13 protein-coding genes are annotated in these 20980 nt (G+C 47.2%); all 13 read right to left on the bottom strand.

Features of this window, described 5'->3' with window-relative positions:
• Positions 1-16: 16 nt before the first annotated feature.
• Positions 17-2380, bottom strand: a complete 2364-nt coding sequence (locus ACFQZT_RS21580; RefSeq protein WP_379302920.1) for a glycosyl hydrolase family 95 catalytic domain-containing protein — start codon at positions 2378-2380, stop codon at positions 17-19.
• A gap of 106 nt (positions 2381-2486) precedes the next feature.
• Positions 2487-4148, bottom strand: coding sequence for a type 2 periplasmic-binding domain-containing protein (locus ACFQZT_RS21575; protein WP_379302918.1), 1662 nt, complete (start codon positions 4146-4148; stop codon positions 2487-2489).
• A 129-nt stretch (positions 4149-4277) separates the two neighbouring features.
• Positions 4278-5177, bottom strand: coding sequence for a carbohydrate ABC transporter permease (locus ACFQZT_RS21570; RefSeq protein ID WP_379302916.1), 900 nt, complete (start codon positions 5175-5177; stop codon positions 4278-4280).
• Between the two features lie 25 nt (positions 5178-5202).
• Positions 5203-6057 (bottom strand): ABC transporter permease, encoded by an 855-nt coding sequence (locus tag ACFQZT_RS21565; protein WP_379303203.1) that lies wholly within the window; start codon positions 6055-6057, stop codon positions 5203-5205.
• Between the two features lie 318 nt (positions 6058-6375).
• Positions 6376-8757 (bottom strand): glycoside hydrolase family 95 protein, encoded by a 2382-nt coding sequence (locus tag ACFQZT_RS21560; RefSeq protein WP_379302914.1) that lies wholly within the window; start codon positions 8755-8757, stop codon positions 6376-6378.
• A gap of 118 nt (positions 8758-8875) precedes the next feature.
• Entirely contained in the window at positions 8876-11200 is a 2325-nt protein-coding gene (locus ACFQZT_RS21555; RefSeq protein WP_379302912.1) for a helix-turn-helix domain-containing protein, read from the bottom strand.
• 402 nt (positions 11201-11602) lie between these two features.
• The gene (locus ACFQZT_RS21550; protein ID WP_379302910.1) at positions 11603-11752 is read right to left on the bottom strand and encodes a hypothetical protein; all 150 of its coding nucleotides are present in this window, start codon (positions 11750-11752) and stop codon (positions 11603-11605) included.
• Positions 11749-12636 (bottom strand): SGNH/GDSL hydrolase family protein, encoded by an 888-nt coding sequence (locus tag ACFQZT_RS21545; RefSeq protein ID WP_379302907.1) that lies wholly within the window; start codon positions 12634-12636, stop codon positions 11749-11751. The genes ACFQZT_RS21550 and ACFQZT_RS21545 overlap by 4 nt, the downstream gene beginning before the upstream one ends.
• A 94-nt stretch (positions 12637-12730) precedes the next feature.
• Entirely contained in the window at positions 12731-12937 is a 207-nt protein-coding gene (locus ACFQZT_RS21540) for an SDR family NAD(P)-dependent oxidoreductase (protein ID WP_379302905.1), read from the bottom strand.
• 45 nt (positions 12938-12982) lie between these two features.
• A complete protein-coding gene (locus ACFQZT_RS21535; RefSeq protein WP_379302903.1) occupies positions 12983-13660 on the bottom strand; it encodes a GntR family transcriptional regulator in 678 nt (225 codons plus the stop codon).
• 123 nt (positions 13661-13783) lie between these two features.
• Positions 13784-18190, bottom strand: coding sequence for a X2-like carbohydrate binding domain-containing protein (locus ACFQZT_RS21530; protein WP_379302901.1), 4407 nt, complete (start codon positions 18188-18190; stop codon positions 13784-13786).
• Between the two features lie 93 nt (positions 18191-18283).
• Positions 18284-19960 (bottom strand): extracellular solute-binding protein, encoded by a 1677-nt coding sequence (locus tag ACFQZT_RS21525; protein WP_379302899.1) that lies wholly within the window; start codon positions 19958-19960, stop codon positions 18284-18286.
• Between the two features lie 114 nt (positions 19961-20074).
• Complete coding sequence (locus ACFQZT_RS21520; protein ID WP_379303201.1) at positions 20075-20962, bottom strand: carbohydrate ABC transporter permease; 888 nt, start codon at positions 20960-20962, stop codon at positions 20075-20077.
• Between the last annotated feature and the right edge of the window lie 18 nt (positions 20963-20980).

Below are 20980 nucleotides of genomic sequence, written 5' to 3'. Positions count from 1 at the left end.
GTTCGCTAGAAACCGCTCAAATGTCTGCTTTAATTATACGAACCGTTTCACCTGGGATGGTGGAGAGTAGTCCCACACGTTCATGGATTGTTTCTTCCCCAGTAGATTTTATACATAAAGCGCCTTGCTCCCACGGATTGTAAAACCGCAGGATAGATCCCGCTTCGCTAAAAATCTCCACCCATTGCACTTCCCCATTGGAGAAGGCCGCGCTAACTAGAAACGCCCCAACCGCTCTGAGCGTGGCAAATTCCGCACGGCTCGCATCCGGCCAGTTCGGGAAAAACCGGAGAATGCCGTTATAGCTCTGCAGTAAACACTCGTTAACAACAACCGGCAGCGCGAAGTTCTCGAACCAAATCCCGACTCTGCTCATGAAGTCAAAGCTCATCGTATCTTTATACCGTCCGCCAGACAGCAGGACGCGGTCCGTGCACGTACCGTTAGGGAGCATACAGTAGGCGATCTGGCGTTTGAACCGCTCCAGGTCAAGCTTACCGAGACGCGCACCGGCCAAGTTGTAGAAGACGAGCTCATTGCCGCCTTCGTTGCGATGATTAAGATATGAATGGAGCGCTATTTGGTACTGCTCGCTCGGCGAGTGAAGTCCATGATCTTCTCCCGGGAAAATCGTCATAATGGAGTTAGGCGTGTTGTAGACGACCTCTGTATCCTCCCCCGGCACTGATACGAATACGGTGCCGCGTTTCGACTCGGCTGTCGGATACTCTGGAAATTTACATAGAATCTCATTTATATTGGCCAATAGTTCCTCTTCCTCCTGCTCTTTCCCAAGTATTTCACAGGCTGATTGAAAAGAACGAAACAAAAATTTGGTCAGTGTAAGATCGACAATGCAATCGTAATTTTTTGTAAAGCCTGGTGTCAATTCGTACAGCTCAGGCACGACTGTCGGGAAAATGTGATAGCGGTCGTCACCCCATTTCTCGCCATGGGCATCCGGCCTCATCATGTAATCGACCATAAACAAAGCGGCTTCTTTCATCGGTTCAAAAGCCCTATGTTCTAGAAAATCCCGGTCCATCGTGTATACGTAATGCCACCATAGGCTTTGTACGGTCCAGGGGGTTTCACATATTTCCCAACCCCAGTGCGGTACAGGATATGGCATCGTATTCATCTCGACCGGATAGGCGGAATGAGGATAATAAGCCCCGCGCATGCCATAATATTCGCTAGCCCATTTGCGGCTAATCGGGAGAATATGGTGTACCATATTGACGTAAGCCAAGTGCTTATCGACATGGTTGCTTGAGAATGCAAGCCAGAAAGGCTGCTGCGTATTATAGTTCATATGGTAGTCGCCGTGCCAGGCGGAGCCGATGGAGCGATAGCTCCAGTTCGCGAACAAACCGGGACAAGTGGCTTCCGGCTTGACGGAACAGTGATAAAAATATAAATTCCAATACCAGATCCGCTCTAAAAATTCGTCTTCCAGGCTCACACCAGAGCATTCCCAGTAGGATGCCCAGCTTTGCCTGCAAGCAGCGAAGGCTTGGGCGAACGCATCCTCAGACGGAACCTGCAGTTCTTTAAGCCCTGCTGCAACAGCGTCATCCTTACCTTCCGTCAGCTCCACACAAGCAAGGAACGAGCCCGACTGGAGCAGATTGCTCTGTACCCCCTCCTTTGCCTCAGTAGCCTCGATCTCCTCCGCAAACCGAACATCCAACCGGAATGCTTTGTCCTCGATATGACGGACATCCTTCTTATGTGAATGAGGAAGCGTTTGCCTGAAAGATAGCTGCCTAAGATTAGTATCTACAACAGTCTCCGCTGGCGGAAACTGCTCGGGTGTATCAGGATCGGGGATCAACTTCACTCTATTGAACAATCCCCCGGCTGCCCCTTCGGATGAAACAAGCTTCAGCCACATTCTATCGTTCGCAGGCTCGATAAATAATTGCAAAGTGGCATAACCGGTTTCAACCTTAAAGTAAACCTCACAAAGGCCATTATCGATATGCAGCTTATGGCCCAGTACCTCCGCCTTGCGCCTGTCGTAGCCAAGCAAAAGGGATCCGCACGGCATCGGCCGAGGGTACGGCTTTCTGTAGTTTTCCTGTGTCATGTCGCAATACTCGCGATACCAGTCATTTTCTTGGAACGACTCCAGCTCTTGCGGAATTTGCTTTAATTGCTGAAACACGTCCTGAAAAGTCCCGATCTTGTCTTGATTATCCTCCGCGATCCGGATGTCCCATACATTGTTGTGGCCAAAATGGATGACGACCGCGTCCGGACGCGTTGTCACGACAGCTCCAAGACCTCCGTTTCCCAGCAATGCACCCTCGAAGAAGTCCGGTGCCGGCTTGTCATAGCTGATCGGATGCCGTTTCGCTTGCTCGCTTTTAATCATGGCTTCCCGCTCCCTTATACATCTTAGTTAATCCTAGCATTCCACATGCACAACGATCCTGTGCAACCACCCGGGCTACACAGGATCGCTTGGCCTGCACGTTTATTTATTTTTTGAATGACTTATCGTAGGATTGCTGCATAATTTCCAGGTAGCGCTTCAAATTTAATTTTTCCAAACCGGCAACGTACGCGTCCCAGTCCTTGTTCAAATCTTTGGCACCCGTAACGAACTGCAGCGAGTTTTGATCGATATAATTCTTGATGTTCGTCTTCAACATTGCCGCTTCGTCGGCGGTTGAAGGATCGATCCAGATCGCCCAGTGCGGGAACACTTCTTTAGGCTGCTTACCGTCATATAAATGAGTTGCTTCCTGTAGTCTACGCTCATATCCTGTAGTGTCATAAAGATCAGTAGCTGCAACCCAACCGTCCCGGAATGCCTTTGGTTGGAAATATTGAGCCATTGCCCCCCATGCCGAGTTGTGAGGTGTTTCACCCGTTGGTGTCGGAATCGTAGCGAGTATGGATGCGGCTCCCTTCTCGACTGGAACATCGCCATCCTTCGGCTTTCTCCAGTCCTTGCCTTCTTCCCCGAAGTGGCCACGGATTTGGCCTTCTTGCGTAAATAAATAATCGACTAATTTAATCGCAGCAATCTGCGCTTCTTTACTTGCTTTATTCGTCAGAACGAAAGTGGCGCCGGGATCGCTCGGATAGTTATACGTAGCATATGCCGAATTCGGACCTGCTAATGGCGGAACGGGATCATACGTTTTGGAGTTATTCGATCCGCCTGTTACGAAAATGTAAGGATGCATCGCAGCGCCCGCACCCAAAATTTGCGCGTCGGCGTTGTCGCCGATTTTCTTAAAGGCCGCAGCATTTTGCGTAAAGGCTCCTTTATCAATGTAGCCGTCGTCATACATGGACTTAACGAATTGCAAGCCTTGCTTCCATTCCGCTTTATTCGCAGCGATGTCCACTTTTCCGTTGTTCGACAACAGATAGGTTTTATCGTCGTCATAGATGAAGCCGTTCATAAAATACGGTATAATATGAACGCCGTACTCCTCAATCGAACCGCTGAGCGGCACTTCGTCCGCCTTGCCGTTGCCGTTCGGGTCCTTCGTTTTGAAGGCTTGCATGACTTGCTTGAATTCGTCGAGCGTTTTTGGCATCTGCAGATTCAGCTTCTTCAGCCAACTGGAGTTGATCCACATTTTATTCGGGTAGGAACAGTGGTAACATTCGACCAATTGTGTCAATCCGTAAATTTTACCGTCCGGTGCGGTGTTCATAGCCTTAAAGTAAGGGTATTTATCCAAGGCCGCTTTCACATTCGGCGCATATTGATTGATCAAATCGTCCAGCGGTATAATTACGCCCTGCTGCGAATAGCGAAGAATGTCTGTCTGTGAAAATTTATCCACCCACGGAATCAGCATATAGAGGTCCGGATAGTCTCCGCTCGCAAGCGAAATTTGCCGTTTCTCGGCTGCCCCATCGAACGGAACGGTCTGCCATTGGAACTTAATGTTGAACTTTTCTTCCGCTAGCTTCGAGAAGCTGTTCGTCGCTAAATCCGTATTCGTGTCTTGCTGTGCAAAAATTTTGATCGCAACCGGACCGCCGCTGCCCTGAGCCCCTTTAGTCGTTTCCTTGGTGCCAGAAGTGCTGTTATCGGATGCTGGTGGGGATGAACAAGCCGTAAGAACAAGGATGATAGTAAGCAGCATTGTCATAATGGTTGAAATTGATTTTTTCAAATGCGCCCTCTCCCTTTCGTTATTAAGTGATAACCCCTGCGTTTCATTTTTAAAGTTTACACTTTACACTTTTTACTTCCGGATTGCTTGCCCTGCACCACCTCCTCCAAAATGTGCTTGGGCGGCTAACTAACCCTTCACCGAACCAATCAGCATCCCTTTCACGAAATACCGCTGTACGAAAGGATAAATGACCAGTACCGGCAAGCTCGCTACAACAATGAGCGAGTATTTGGTCAAATCGGCGAACTGCTGTCTTCTCAGCTGCTCCGCCGCATCGATATTGCTTGAAGCAGCTGAATTAAGAATCAGGATGCTGCGAAGGATTAATTGAAGCGGATACAATGCCTGTGACTTCAAATAAATTAATGCATCGAAATAAGCGTTCCATTGGCCAATTGCATACATCAAGATCAGCACGGCTATGATCGGCTTGGATAATGGCAGCACGACGCTCCACAGAAAGCGCAAATCGCTGCATCCATCCATCTCGCTCGCTTCCGCGAGCTCCTCGGGGATCGATGACTGAAAGAACGTCCGGGCAATAATGATCTGCCATACCCATATCGCTTGCGGGATGAGCAGCGCCCATCTTGTATCGAGCAGCCCGAGCTGTTTGACCACCAAATAAGTAGGGATCAGGCCGCCGGAGAAGAGCATCGTAAACGTAATGAAAACCATCAGTACATTGCGCCCGAAAAACGACCGTCGCGATAACGGATAAGCCAAAACAACGGTCAACGTAACACTGATCAAGGTGCCCGTCACGGCGTAAAACAGCGAATTCCCATAGCCCATCAGCACCTGCGGATTACTTAGAACAACCCGATATCCGTCAAGTGTCACATCCACCGGCCATAGCCAGACACGTCCCGCCGAAACTGCGAGCGGACTGCTTAACGACGAACTAACAATGAATACCAAAGGATACAGGACTACGATAAGAACGATTGCCAGAATTACATATATACCCGCGAGAAATAGCCGGTCCGCATTCGATTCCCGAATGCCGCGCCCATACCCTACCATGTCGCCTCTTCCTCCTTCTCTTTCATTACCATAGACTTGTACTTGAGATTTTTTTTGCGATCGCGTTTACCAGCAAGAGCAGTATCAGGTTAATGACGGAGTTGAACAAACCTACCGCGGTTGCGAAGCTGAAGTTTGCGTTCAACAACCCGATTTTGTACACGTAAGTGGCGATAACTTCCGACGTCTCCAGATTCAGCGGATTTTGCAACAAATAAATTTTCTCGAATCCAACCGACATAATGTTGCCTACGCTTAAGATCAGAATGATGACAGCCGTCGGCATAATGCCGGGAATATCAATATGGATCATCTTTTGAAATCTGGAAGCTCCGTCGACTTTAGCCGCCTCGTACAGCGAAGGGTCAACCCCTGCCAGCGCAGCTAGATAGATGACAGCCGAGTACCCCGCACCTTGCCAGACGTCGGACCATACATACACACTGCGGAACATGCTGGGTACACCTAGGAAGTTGATCGATTCGAACCCTAAGCTTTGTAAAATAATATTGATAACTCCCAATCTCGGGGAGAGCAGCAGCATAATCATCGAGACCATGACAACCGTCGAAATGAAGTAAGGCGCATAAGTCACGAGCTGAACCGCTCTTTTAAAAATACCGTTTCGTACTTCATTCAGCGCCAAAGCCAGCAGAATAGGCACGGGGAACCCGATAGCAATCTGATACAAACTTAAGAAAAGCGTGTTCTTCATCAATACCCAAAATTGCGGGTTGTTGAAAAACAGATGAAAATGCTTGAAGCCGGCCCAAGGGCTCGCCCAAATCCCTTTGACTACGCTGTAATCTTTGAATGCGATGACAGCGTTCAGCATCGGAATGTATTTGAACAGAATAAAATAAAGAACGGCAGGAATAATGAGCAAATAAAACTGCCAATGCTTCCTAAAGCTCTTAGTCGCCTCCGTCCAAATTTTAGACTTCTTCGTTATACTCGGAGCGCGTGCCGCTCTGACTGCTACTGTTTTCAGAACAATCCCTCCCAATTTGATAGCGCTTTCCATATGACTACAAAACCACAATTGACCCTTCTTCGTAAAGGTACACCTCACGATGGGAAGGTACCTCTGCTCGAAGATGCATGGTACACTTCCTTCTGACGGGTACATTGTCTATTAAACGTCAAACGACGGATCCAATGGAACCCGCCGTTTGTGAAACGTGTAAGTTTGAACGTATTATAAGCTAACAAGCGTATATGTCTTCCCCGCCTGTGTATCGAACGCGATGACACCGTCCTCCACAATCTCGAAGGGAACGCTTTTCCCTTCCGATTCGACCTTGATCGAGTTTCCCTTCGTGCGAACACGGCAGCTTCCGCCGACTTGAGATTCTATTTCCGCCTCTCGTAAAGAACCATTTGCCCAAGACAGACTGACGCCCATCGCGCCTCGAACTCGAAGTCCTCTCACAAAGCCTGTCGCCCAAGCGTCTGGCAATGCAGGCAGCAGGCAAATCTCGCCGTTATGAGATTGTACCAGCATCTCCGCCACACCGGCGGTATATCCGAAGTTCCCATCGATTTGGAAAGGAGGATGCGCATCGAAGAGGTTGGCATAGACACCGCCGCGTTGATAATTCGTTCCGTCCTCCTCCACGAGCTGAAGCAGATTGGAAATGAGACTGAGAGCACGATTCCCGTCCTTAAAGCGAGCCCATAAACAAATTTTCCAAGCCAGACTCCAGCCAGTGCCGCCGTCCCCGCGCTGCTCCAAGGTATTTCTTGCTGCTTGAAACAGCTGGGGCGTATCCTGTTCCGTCAGCTGACGTCCAGGGAATATACCGAACAAGTGTGATACATGACGATGATGGATATCCTCGTCATCCCAATCCACTGACCACTCCTGCAGTTGGCCGCGCTTGCCAATTTGCATCGGCTTCAATTTTTCGCGTGCCGCTGCCAACTCGGCCCGAAACCGCTCGTCATCCTGTAGTATTTCCGAAGCCTCCATACAATTCGTAAACAAATCCCAGATCAATGATATATCCATCGTAGTTGCTGCGCTGACCGCTGCCTTCTGCCCATCTGGGGTTACGAACTTATGTTCCGGCGAGGTCGATGGCGATGTAATCAAATCACCTTTTTCGTCGGTATGTAACCAATCCAGACAAAAGAGAGCAGCATCTCTCATAACCGGATAAGCCTGCTCGCGAAGATACTGGACGTCCTTGGCGAACGAGTAATGTTCCCAAAGATGCTGGCACAGCCAAGCGGCCGACATCGGCCAAAGCGCCCATACCGGATCGCCGTGACCATAATCCCCGACAGGCGCAGACTGACACCAGATGTCTCCGTTATGATGCGCCGTCCAACCTCTGCAGCCGTAATTGACTTCGGCGGTCTTTCGCCCGTTGCTGGCCAGATTCTGAATATATTGAATGAGCGGCTCGTGACACTCGGATAAATGACACGTCTCTGCTGGCCAATAGTTCATCTCCGTGTTAATGTTCAGCGTCCAATTGCTGCTCCATGGCGGCCGTATCTCCCGATTCCAGATCCCTTGCAGATTGGCGGGTTGCGTCCCGGCACGCGAACTTGCGATCATCAAATAGCGGCCGTATTGAAACAGCAGCTCGACAAGCCCCGGATCTTTCGCTCCAAATTCGGCGATTCTCCGATCGGTCGGCATCTGCTCAGACGCCTCGGTACGGCCGAGGTGGAGCTCCACCCGCTCGAATAAAGTCTTATAATCGTCGATATGAGATTGCTGCAATTGTTCATAGGTCTTCATCATCGCTCGTTGCAATCGAACCTCGTTATCAGCGGCAATTTCGCTGTCCTCTCTAACGGGAGGCTTGTCAAATCCTTGAAAGCTGTTCGCAGCGCTAAAAACCAGGGTTACCGCTTGAGCACCATGAATATGAAGTCCGTCCCGATCGATAGAAGAAGCCCCGCCATCAAGACGAACGCCAAGACGCCCTTCGAAACGCATGGCTTCGGTTGTTTCCGGTCTACTGTACACTACAGGTTGATCGGTATTGTAATAATTGGGGTCGACATGTTCCGGACATACGCCCCGCAGAAACAGATGATTCGCGAATGAGCCTGTTTGAAAAGGATGCGGGCTGTCCAGCCGCGCGGTAAAATTCAGAGCGCCCGGACAGCTTGCCTCCAATCTAATCACAATGACTTGGTCCGGGTAGGAAGCAAACATCTCGCGAGTATAAACAATATCACCGACCCGATACTCGACCCGGGTGATGGCATCAGTCAGATCTAAGCTTCGCTCGTATGCTCTAACCACTCCGCCGTGACGGAACTTCAAATATAGATCGCCAAGCGGCATATAGGATTGGTTATAAGGACCCATCATCTCCTTACTTTTCTTATCCGCTTCCTCATATTTGCCTGCTGCAATGAGACGGCGCACTTCGGCGAGAACGACTTTCGCATTCTGATTATTCCCGTCTTTGGGACCCCTGCCTGACCAAAGTGTATCTTCATTCAGCTGTAAATGCTCGGCTTCCGGTTCGCCGAAAACCATGGCTCCCAAACGACCATTTCCGATAGGAAGCGCTTCAGTCCAGACGCGTGCGTAGCTTTGATAACGCAGTTTCATGATCGACAGCTCCTGTTCTTTTACCAAATTAATAAAGAGCATTCCAAATAAATCACAAAACAGCGTTCTTGTATAGGTACACTTCCGTTAGAGGAGTACACAGACAGCATAAAAACAATTAATTTACGGTTTTGCGGTAAATGCTAGGCGATACTCCTGATACACGCTTGAAAGCTCTCCGAAATGCGTGCGCGCTATTATAACCGACTTGATGCGAAATTTCATCAATCGTATGCTCGCTGTTGAACAGAAGGTCCGTCGCATTTTTGATGCGAATCTTCTCTAGATAGTCCGATAGGTTTTCGCCAGTCTGCTCCTTAAACAACTGCGAAATGTATTTTTCAGGAAGATCAACAGCTACCGATATCCGATATAGATTCAAATCCGAGTCAGGATATTGATTTTCCAGGAAGGTCACAATTTTGTTGAAGATTTCTCCGGTTCTATCTTCTTTCTTCTTCAACACCCGTTTGCAAAACGCTTCAAGCAGGCCCTGAATTTCATTACGGAAGCGGTCCAAGTTCGTCGATAACTGCAATTTCTCAACGCGAGGTTTCAACCCTTCCGATACAGCTTGATCCGTAAAAGGATTATGCTGCAGCAGTTTAAAGAAAGTTCCCTTCAATTCGCCGAATAATTGCTGGACCATCTCCATGGATAAATGCCGTTCCGAGAAATTTTGCTCCAGAAGCTGTTCAAATATGCGATTCACCTCATGAATCTCGCCGATTTTGACTGCATTAATGATTCGCAATTCCATATCGATCGGATAATAATACATCGTTGATTCCTTGTTCACGTTCTGGTACCAAATGATTGGGGTGTCTTCAATGAGAACTGAGTAATCAAGAGCTTGTCTCGCTTCCTCGAAGGATCGGCTGCTGTCGGAGAGCACCTGGAAACTGCTGCCGATTGCAACGGTAATTTGCATCCGATACTCCGTCTTCACGTACTCCCGAAGTTGGTCGAACGCGGCTGCAATATGATCTGTCATCCCCCAATCGCCCGCTTCGGCTAGAGTGATCAGAACCGCAATTTTATCCGAGTCCAAATCGGTCACGTTCATTTGAATGGCGTCGCTAGGCTCGATTAGGAGCTTTTTCATCAGTAATCGGGCTGCATTCAGCTCCTGAATAATTTCTTTGCTAACAAGACCGCTGTAGCCGTTAATTCGGAGGATCGCTACATAACCGACATCACCTTTCAAATCCATGTTAGGCAGCGAATGCATTAATGTTCGCACTTCTTGGAAGGAGTCAAACTCCCCTTTCAAGAGCCGCTTCAGAAATGCGTCTTCCAATAATGGCTGCTGACGCTTCAGCTCCTCTTCGAGAGATTTCTGGCTTGCTAGCAAATTAGAGATGTTTCCTTGCAGAAAATCATATTCATTTTTCCCTTTGTAACCGCCGTGGCCGGTTTGCTCCCGAAAAACCGTGACAATCCGGTTAATCGGCGCACTGTTCCTATTAGCAAATAACAAGGCCGCTATAATCCCGAGCAATAACGTCGAAGCGGTGATTGTCCAAGTCACCTTAGCGATGAACTCGGATTGTTTCATGACGATAGATTTCGGCAAACCGACGACGTACACCCACCCGTTATAAGTCGATTTCGAGGAAATAAGCAGCGTTTTGTCTTCGACTAAGGTGCCGGTCGACCCGTTTTCGATTAGTTCCGGTATATTCAGTGACTTTAATTGCGAATCCTCGATGCCCATTCTGGCAATCGTATGCCCATCTTTATCACTTATATAGGCCCAACCCCCGTATTGTTTCGAAATACGTTCCAACATTTTGGCAATTTCATTTTCGTCAATCAAAATAACAGCTGTTCCGAGCGAATGCTGAAAGCTATCGAAGGGGATCGATTGTAAATACGTAATTACGTTTGTTCTTTTCCCGTTATTGATGAACGGCTGCGACGGTAATGTCTCTCTGCGATGGATTTTGCCCAAAATATCCTGTTTCCATTGGGTGCGGTCAATATTCTCGTAATGATACAAGTCGAAGTAATCTTCTGGACGAACAAAGACACCGGATGGTGTAAATATAACCTTATAATTGTTCAAATAAATGTAGAAATCTTCTAGGAAGTTATTCGTCAAGCTATATGCAGATGTATTGCGCCATGATTTCCAAAGTGCATAAATATTGAAATGATCGGCATCCACCTGTTCGTTAAGCACATAATTCAGGTCTTGGTCCAACGACAGCTGTCTTGTAATGTTTTCAACCTCTTCCATTCTTCGGTCTAAGATGTCCTTACTTTGGTTCAACAGCATCGCGCTCGCCTCTAACGAACTGGACTTAATGATGTCCGAGGAGATGAAATAAGAAATGAAACCCGTAAGCATCGGAATAAACAGGATGAGCACATAGGAGATAAGGAAGTTTCTGAAAATGGGGGAATGTTTGAACTTCAGTTGGAATTTTTGCTTCAGCACAGACCAATCACCTCATTCGCGTGTATACCTATACTATTCGAAAGCGTTTTCAATTTGGTTACTATCATAGAACGAAAACGAGACATTGTCTGTCGAAATAAGTCATTGAATCTCAATTTTCACAAAATCGAAGTCACACAAGGACCGTAAGGTTACGATCATTTCCTTAGGTACACTTAATCTTGCATGGTCGCATGGTCGGCTTCCCATGTGAAGAGGCTATCAGAACCGCTACTTCCCGACGTATTACCCGCCTTGACTGGCGAAAGAGTTAGGTTTTATCGCCAATAAGAAAGCATTTTTCGGGATCCGAAATTTTATATTTCCGTATGTGGTAAACAAAGAAAAACGACCCTGTTGCACATCGAATGTCGTGCAGGGCCGTTTTTCTTTGATTTTCTTCTACTTTACCCGATACTTATCAAAATACTGCGGGATCACCTCCGTAGAAGCTCCCGGCAATCCCCAGTGGGTCGGCGAATTAATCGCATCCGTAATGGGCGGATTCAAAGGGACATGCAAAATGAAACTTTCCACTCTGGTTATTTTCATTGCGATCTCTCCTTATATAATCTCAAGGCAACTTCTAGCGGCAAGGCTTCCGCTTTATTGGGATTCGTATGACCTACATGCTCTTTCCAGGCCGAACTTAATATCCGATGACGTTGCCAAACAAACTGAAATAATTGCGATTGTTCCGGTCTCTCAACAAAATCAGGAATAGGTTCCACGGTTATATGAAACAAACGGCTTAATAACGTTGTAGCTATGATCCAATGACCGTCTGAATTCGGATGAATACCATCACCTGATCGATAACTAGGGTTTATTTTACGTTCTTGTTCTCTCTGCTGGAGAAGCGGATCGTAAATATTCACAACTTGATCGGCAACTGAGTCCAGACTAAGTATCCAGTTCGCATAGGATCGAAGCACGTTGTTATAATGTACGAATGGAGCCATGTAGCTATATGCTTCTAGACCATCGGGAGAAAGAACGCTATCGCTCATCGATATCGGATCAAATGGCGGAGGGGTCATGACGATGGCTTTGGCTCCGTACTGATGGATCGTGCGGATGGCTGCAAGAATGCCTCTTTGATAAGCTTGAAACCTTTCTTCGGAATATGGGGAATAGATCCCATCATTCATTCCATATCCCATAACTACCCAATCCGGTTGGCTTTCTTGCAGCGCCCTTCCTAGTCGATCAAGGACACAAGGACGTGGAAACGGATGGTCCGGCTCTGTTAATCCGGAGGCTGTTTCACTGCTTACGCCCAGATTTATGAAAGTTAGCTCAATTTCTGGCGCATACTGATGAAAATAAGCGTCCAAATAGGCGATAAACGTCCCATCGTCTGTAATGCTATCTCCAAGAAAAACAATTCTTTTCTTCTCGAAGGCCTGTAATTCCTTTCCGGCTGTTTCAATCATGCTTCAACCCCCTCAAATGATGTATCATGTATGATTTTACTGCGCAGAGTATCTCGATAATCAACAATGCCTCGCCACACTATATGCCGAATACTCAATATCCTAGCGACGCGCCACCATCAACCGTTAAAGCAATACCCGTGATAAAATTCGACTGATTGTTAGCGACACGGCTTGCTTCCGCATAATTCCAGTCAGCCAGAATAACTTTGGCTTCTTGGCCGGCAAATAATTTGCCAGCAGCTTCGCCGATTCCTGAACCCGCGCCAGTAATCATTGCTACTTTCCCCGCTAATTGCATAGGTTCTATCCTCCCTAAAACGATTGTTTTAACAAAATGGGCAAATCAATTCCCCGCGTTGATGAAATGATCGTTTGTCCTTTTTTGAGAACTTTGCAAATGTCGGATCATGGCTGCGGAAGCGCCCTTAGGATCCCGTTGCATTAACTTTTCTAATATAGAATGATGTTCCGACCATTCCACGTTCGTAGTATCTACATCCAGATTTAATTGAATAAAGGTTACATATCGTTGAATCTGTTCAATATACCCTCTAATTAAATTCCGTAAATTGGTGTTATCACAATACTCTAGAATGGTGCCATGTATGGAATCATTCATTTCGGTGATTCGCTCTAATCCGTTAACCGATCGTGATGACGCATTGATTTTAAGGAAATTCATTGTTTCTTCAAGCTTTCCGAGTCTATCATCCGGTATGAGAAGCGCTGCCTTTTCTACGGCTAAAGGTTCAAGCTGCAGTCTGATTTCAAATAATTCGTTTAAGTCTTTAAGACTCATGAAGTTAACAAACATCCCTTTGAAAGGAATAACATGCAAATACCCTTCTGATTGCAATCTGGAAAGCGCTTCGCGAATAGGAATGTTGCTTACCTCTAAAGAGCGTGCCAATAGGTCGATGTTTATTTTTTCCCCAGATTTCAATTTATGCGATAATATATCTTCTTTCACGATCCGATAAATTTCATCCGTTAAATTAACTCGGCTGATTTTACTTCCCATCTAACCCTCACCCATCGTTTTTCCCATAAATATATCATGTATGATTGAGGATTTTCAATTTAAAGAAAAGCCTGAGCCCTCCTGTAACCTGATGAAGGGCCCGTGGCTTCCTTGAACTTATTCTTAGTGCTTCTGATCGTCATCGTCGTCCGAATTTTCATCCTGCTGTTCGGATTTCTTTTGTGTCATAAAACGTATTTCAGACCCGTAACTCGTACCTGCCGAGTTAGTCGCATACGCTCTGGCGTAATAGACTGTATTAGGCTTTAATTTAGTCAGCTTTCCGCTGAATAGGCCTAATCCGGAGCCAACGGATACTTTCATTGATCCCTTATCGCCAATTGCTGGAGACGGTGTTGTTGCATACACAATTCCTCGTGATGTGACTGCAGCACCTCCATCAGCGGTAACTTGGCCCTCAATCGTGGCACTTGTGCGCTTCACCTTAGAGGCTGCGCCCGTGATCACTGTGGATGTTGTTGGACCCGGTACAACGGTGAAGCTCAGCTTATCTAAAAGCATGTAACTTCCTGATTTTTTCACAGCTTTGATCGTATGCCAACCATTCGCAAGTCCGGAAACACTGTATATCGTTTGCTGGACTAAGCGGGAATCGTTGTAAGCACTCACCGTTTGCCGGAAGCCGCCATCTACGTAAATATCAATGCTGCCTTGCGAGGCATCCTTTTCTGTAATGACGTCAATGCCGGTTCCCTTAAAGGTGTAGGCAAAGGAATCACCATCGGTTTCGGTAACATGCACATCGTTCTGATAATCTCCACTGAAAATGAATGTCAGGTTGGTGGTGCCTACCGGCTGCCCTGCAAGATATTCCTTTTTGATGGTTACCTTGTTGCCTGACAACGTATAGTCGATACCCGGCAAAAGCGTTGTTCTGCCATTGACTATGCGATCTAATGCGTACTCACCCAGTGACAACGTGGTGCTGATATCCGCTTGTGCGTCCGGCTTTTTATCAAAGCTTCCCGTGTCTGGGGTGATAAGATTACCGGCAACAATCGTTAATTTATCCAGCAGCATAAACGTTCCGGATTTCTTCACTGCTTTGAAGGTATGCGAGCCATTCGGTAATCCATAAATGCTATACACCGTTTGCCCAGCTAATCGACTTGCGTTATAAGTGCTTACCGTTTGCTTAAAGTCACCATCTACATAAATATCGATATCCCCTTGGGAAGAATCCTTCTCTGTGATGAATTCAATCCCCGTTCCTTTAAAGGTGTAGGCGAAATAATCATTGTTTGTCTCGGTGTAGTGAACGTCATTCTGATAATCGCCAAACGCTCTATTACTGCTATACCCCCATGAGCCGGTATATTGAATCGCGGCATTGGTATCATTGATGAAAGCTGTGGCACCTTGAGATGCGGGAGCTAGTTGAGCCGTTAACGCCAACGGTACCGGAGGTGCCGACTGCGTAGACAAATAAACGTTTCCGGTAACCGTATTCGTTGCATTTGCTGGAGTCACGTTCAGTTTATCGAGCAGCATGTAAGAACCGGATTTCTTCACAGCCTTGATGGTATGAGGACCGTTCGGCAGTCCGGCAATGGCATATACGTTTTGCTGGGCCAAACGACCATCGTGATAGGTGCTCACCGTTTGCTGAAACGCATTATCTACATAGACATCGATATCGCCCTGGGAAACATCTTTCTCAGTTATGAGTTCAACGCCCGTTCCCGTAAAAGCATATTCAAAAGAATCGTTGTTGACTTCGGTATAATGAACGTCGTCCTGATAATCTCCAAGCCCCCGGTTGTAACTATACCCCCACGAGCCCGTGTACGTTATCCCCGCATCGTTATCATTTACGGAAACCGGAGTTACAGGTGCCGAGCTGTCACTTATGGCGATAGCGAAGGTCTGTGTAGCTCCGCCGCTAAAAGCGAAAGTCAAGTAAGCTGTTCCCGTAGGTTGAACGGCAAGGTACTCCTTCTTGATCGTTACCGTTTTTCCCGATTGCAGGTAGTCGGTTCCTGCCGCTAAAGGAGTACCTCCAACCTCGATCCCGCTAAAGCTATATCCGCCAGATGCTAAAGTAGTCGTTACATCAGTCTGTGCTGCTGCTTTTTTATCAAAGCTTCCCGTTGAAGGCCCAATCAGATCAGGGATCAAAACTCGGAGCTTATCCAGCAGCATATAAGATCCCGACTTTTTCACGGCTTTAATGGTATGAGAACCACTCGGTAATCCGGAAATCCCATATATGGGTTGCTGAGCTAATCTGCTTGTGTAATAGGTGCTTATCGTTTGTTTATAGGCATTATCCACGAAAATGTCCATGTCGCCTTGGGAATTATCCATTTCCGTAATCAATTCAATACCCGTTCCATTAAACGTATATTCAAAGTACTCATTATTCCTTTCGGTGAATTGCACGTCATTTAAATAATCGCCAAGTCCCCGATTCGTACTTCGCTGCCAAGCGCTCGAATAGGAAATTCCAGGATCGTCATTATTAATTGCGACAGATCCCCCTTGGGAAGTATCGCTAACAACAATGGCAAGGGTCTGTGGGTTACCGGCACTGAAGTTGAATATGAGGTTGTTCATTCCAGTCGATTGTTTGGCCAAGTATTCCTTTTTGATCGTCACTGTGTCGCCAGTAACGACGTAGTCGGTTCCCGCTGCTAAAGGATTACCCCCGCCTACGATACCGCTCAGTTGATTACCCTGCAGGTTCAATGTCGTTGTGACATCTGACTGCAAGGTTGCCTTCTTATCAAAATTTCGCGTCGATGGAAGGATGGTGCTGTTCAAAGGTGAGGAGTCACTTACTGCAATGGCGAGAATTGGCCTAGCCCCTGCACTGAAATTGAAAGTGAGCTGGGTCGTCCCCACCGGTTGCGAAACAAGATATTCTTTCTTAATGGTTACCTGATTGCCCGAGACCGTATAATCCGTGCCCGGCACCAATGCGGTTTCATTGTTGGCAATGCCGCTCAGTGTATTCCCGTTCAACGTCATCGTTGTCGTTACATCGGCCTGTATATCCTGCTTCTTGTCAAAACTTGCCGCAGAAGGGCTAATCGTACTGTTCTGTGCCAAGGAGTCGGTAACGTCGATAGCAAGTGTCTGCGAAACGCCAAGCCCTCTATTCGGATCCCGCTGCCAATTCCCCGTATAGGAAATGCCGGTATCGTCATCATTGATGGAGGATACGCCTCCTTGAGACACCACTTTGAACAACCGCGAGGCATGCGGCGCCAAATTAGTTGCACTGTAACTGGTGTTATACACGCCAAGATCGGAATGACTCCATAAATCTCTTACCGAAGCGGCACCGCTTAAACCGATATCGTTCCAGTTAACGGTAACCGTTGCGCTAGAGCTTCCAAGGTTAAACAATCCGACCGTGTAGCTGCCATCGCCGTTATTGGCATACCATACTTGCTGTTCGGTTGCTGTAGACACTGGATGAGCAGGATGACCGGCCTGATTGACAGCAATCACTTCATCGTTCGTCAGCAGTTGAATACCGTAACTATCCAAATTCGTCAGATCATTGCCCGTAAACAATTGAGCCGACGACATCGCCCATAGGTTCATGGCCGTCTGCCGCTCGTCCGGCGTAATGCCGTCCATCGCACCGTTGCCGATGTCCAAGGAGTCGAAGTCGTTCCAACCGCCCGGCCCGGCGTGACGCCACCATTGCTCGGCTTTCGGAAACAGCCGTGCGATATTCCCCCAGCTGGTTAAACCTGCTGTCCCGCAATAGCATTCGACATCCCATTCGACGCGCCATCCGTTCGCGTACTTCTTCCAGGTGTCTGCATAATTAATATCCAACGCCCATGATAGCTCAAACCAGATATGGTGCGGAGCGAGTGCCTGAGACCAGGCTTTGACGTCATCGCGCGCATCAATGGACGTGTCATTATGTCCGGAGCCCGGCGTAACGCTGTCAAACTTCACGAAATCGACGCCCCAGGAGGCAATCTGATCGGCAATCGAGTTGATATAGCTCTGCGCGCATGGCTTCGAGAAATCAATTTTATAGCCAATGTTCCAATAATCCGCTGTCCTTAAGGGCAAGACGACGATGTCCTGCGCATGGCAAGCGGTTCCATAAATCGGCAAGTTGGCGTCGTAAGCCGCTGGCGACAACCCCGGAATAAAATAGAGGCCAAACTTCTGCCCATTGTTATGTACATGATCAATAACTTCACCCAGACCGTTCGGATAGAGGGTGGTGCTCGGCAGCGGCCGTCCGTAGGCGTCCATACCGCCATTCCAGGCCGCATCTACGTTGATATAATTATAGCCGTGGGGCTGAAGAGTCGTATGCATAGCGTCGGATTGCGCCATAATCTGCGCGGCTGTAATCCAATTACCGCTGTGATAAACCTGCATGCTATAGCTGCTCCAGCCCATATATGGTTTTTGCGCTAAGCCGTTATCTGCTGCCTTCGCCAAATTTGCGTTTGGAATCAAAAAAGCAATAAGCGCCAGTAAAAATCCGCAAACCAAATGCCACGTTTTCGCTTTATTCCATCGTTGAGTCACATCATTCATCCCCTTTTTACATTGAATTCGCGTTAAAAAAAGCCAGGTGCTTTATGTCTCCGGATCAAACGCCTGGCCTGACTTGAACTATCGTTACTTTTTAAAAGAGGCAGCATCATACGCTTTCTGCAAAATTTCGAGATACCTGCTGAGTTTCAAGTTCTCCAATCCTTTCACATAAGCGTCCCAATCTTTATTTAAGTCCTTATTTCCGGTAATAAATTGAAGCGAGCTTTGCTCAATGTAGTTTTTAAGGTTGGTTTGTAAAATACTTGCCTCATCCGTGAGCGTTGGGTCAATCCAAATCGCCCACATCGGGAAAAGTTCCTTCGGCTCATGACCTTGATACAAGAGCGTCGCATCGTACAATCTGCGTTCATAGTTAGCCGAGTCGTAAATATCGGTCCCTTGCACAAAGCTGTCTCTGTATTCCTTAGGCTGGTAGAAGTGACCCATCCCGCTCCATCCGGCGTTGTGGGGAGGCTGCCCGTCAACGGCTGGAATCGTCGCGACCTGAGGAGTAACGCCTTTGCCGAGCGCTACCTCGCCTTCCTTCGGTTTTCTCCAGTCAATACCTTCCATACCTGATGCAGCATTCGTTTGACCTTCTGGCGTAAACATGTAATCAACCATCTTGATCAACGTAATTTGCGCTTCCTTACTTGCTTTGTTCGTAATGACGAATTTGGCGCCCGGACTCAGACCTCCACCGTCATGAGTAGCCAATGATCCATGAGGGCCTGTAAGCGGAGGTACAGGATTATAATCAGCGGAATTCTTGTTGCCCTTATCGATGTTCACGAAGATGGCAGGATGCATGCCTGCGCCCGCTCCAAGAATTTGTCCGCCTGCGTTTTCGCCGATTTTCTTGAAGGCTTCGGCATTTTGCGTGAACGCTCCTGGATCGATCAATCCCTCGTCATACAAGGATTTAATATAAGTAAGCCCTTCCTTCCATTCCGGCTTATTGGCCACCGTATCTACTTTCCCGTTAGCAAGGTTCAAATAGTTACGGTCATCGTCATAGATGAACCCGTTCATCAGGAAGGGAATGACCCGCACTCCGAAATCTTCGATCGATCCGCTAAGCGGCACTTCATCGGCTTTGCCATTGCCGTTCGGATCGTTTTTCTTGAAAGCTTCAAGCACTTTCTTGAAATCCTCGGTCGTTTTTGGCATTTCGAGGTTCAATTTTTTCAGCCAGTTCGTATTAATCCACATTTTATTCGGGTAGGAGCAATGGAAACATTGCGTGTAGGAGCCGAGTCCATAAATATTACCATCCGGAGCGGTAATAAAGTTCTTGAACGTGGCATCCTTTTCCATCGCTGCTTTAATATTCGGCGCATACTGATTAATTAGATCATTTAATGGAAGCAAGACGCCTTGCTTACCGAATTTAAGAAGATCCGCTTGCGAGAATTGATCGATATAAGCTGTTAAAATATACGCTTCCGGATAGTCGCCGCTCGCCAGCGAAATTTGCCGCTTTTCTTTGGCTCCGTCATACGGGATAATCTCGAACTTAAACTTTGCGTTGAATTTGCTTTCCAAATGTTTCGTAAAAAGGTTGGTATTCAAATCAATGTCGTTAGCCTGCTGGGCAAAGACACTGATCTCTACGGGCTTGCTCGCTTGCGCTGCACTTGATGATGCCGGCTCTGTGGAAGGTTTCGACGATGCCGCTGTCTGGTCGTTGCTCGAACAGGCGGCAACAAATATACTTACCATCAATACGAAAACCAATGCGAGGATTGATCTTCTTTTCATGCGAATCCGCTCCCTTTTTAATTGGTCTGCTATGGCAAAAGAATGTCATTCGTTATTATCCTATAGAGATCACCCCTTTCAATTCTTCAAGGCGAGTATCGTTCCCTCTTCCCGCTACCCTTTTACGGAACCAACCAGCATCCCTTGTACGAAATAGCGCTGCACAAACGGATAAATAATCAGTACGGGGAGCGTTGCCACGACAATCAATGCGTATTTCAAAAGCTCCGCCAGTTGCTGTCTTTCCACCAGCTTTAAAGCATCCGTCGCATTCGAGCTGTTGTTGAGAATGATAATGCTGCGCAAAACGAGCTGAAGCGGAAACAGGTTTGCGGTTTTCAGATAAATAAGAGCGTCGAAATAAGCATTCCATTGGCCTACCGCATACATCAAGACAAGTACGGCAAGAATCGGTTTGGATAAAGGAATCACCACACTCCACATAAATCTCATATCGCTGCATCCGTCTATTTCGCTGGCATCAATCAGTTCACCCGGAATCGAAGCTTGAAAGAATGTCCTCGTAATGATGACCTGCCATACCCATATCGCATTTGGAATTAACAAAGCCCATCTTGTATCGATCAGCCCCATTTGCTTCACAACCAGGTACGTAGGAATCAGCCCGCCGCTAAACAGCATGGTAAACGTAATCAGCATCATAAGCACATTGCGGCCGAAAAAGGTTTTACGCGATAACGGATAAGCAATCATGATCGTAAGAGTTACGCTGATGATCGTGCCGGCAGACGTATAAAAAAGCGAATTCGCATAGCCGGTCACGATTTTGGGATTTTCCATCAAACTTTGATAACCCTTTATGGAAAATTCAACCGGCCAAAGCCAGACCCGACCGGATGTGACCGCCGAAGGACTGCTGAATGAACTGCTTAAAATATAAATGAGCGGGTATAAGACAACGATTAATAGAATTCCTAATACCGCATAAATACCTATCATAAATAGCTTATCTCCAACCGAATCCTTGATCGTAGCTCTCATTGCGTTCAATCTCGGTCC

The sequence above is a fragment of the Paenibacillus sp. GCM10027628 genome, assembly GCF_042676385.1.
GTDB lineage: Bacteria > Bacillota > Bacilli > Paenibacillales > NBRC-103111 > Paenibacillus_E.
Note: the sequence above shows the minus strand (reverse complement) of the source record. Positions and strands in the feature narration are given on the sequence as shown.

Coding starts and splice junctions, on each gene's coding strand:
- ACFQZT_RS21580 (WP_379302920.1), bottom strand. CDS start 2,380: ATGATTAAAAGCGAGCAAGCGAAACGGCATCCGATCAGCTATGACAAG.
- ACFQZT_RS21570 (WP_379302916.1), bottom strand. CDS start 5,177: ATGGTAGGGTATGGGCGCGGCATTCGGGAATCGAATGCGGACCGGCTA.
- ACFQZT_RS21560 (WP_379302914.1), bottom strand. CDS start 8,757: ATGAAACTGCGTTATCAAAGCTACGCACGCGTCTGGACTGAAGCGCTT.
- ACFQZT_RS21550 (WP_379302910.1), bottom strand. CDS start 11,752: ATGAAAATAACCAGAGTGGAAAGTTTCATTTTGCATGTCCCTTTGAAT.
- ACFQZT_RS21545 (WP_379302907.1), bottom strand. CDS start 12,636: ATGATTGAAACAGCCGGAAAGGAATTACAGGCCTTCGAGAAGAAAAGA.
- ACFQZT_RS21540 (WP_379302905.1), bottom strand. CDS start 12,937: ATGCAATTAGCGGGGAAAGTAGCAATGATTACTGGCGCGGGTTCAGGA.
- ACFQZT_RS21535 (WP_379302903.1), bottom strand. CDS start 13,660: ATGGGAAGTAAAATCAGCCGAGTTAATTTAACGGATGAAATTTATCGG.
- ACFQZT_RS21525 (WP_379302899.1), bottom strand. CDS start 19,960: ATGAAAAGAAGATCAATCCTCGCATTGGTTTTCGTATTGATGGTAAGT.
- ACFQZT_RS21520 (WP_379303201.1), bottom strand. CDS start 20,962: ATGAGAGCTACGATCAAGGATTCGGTTGGAGATAAGCTATTTATGATA.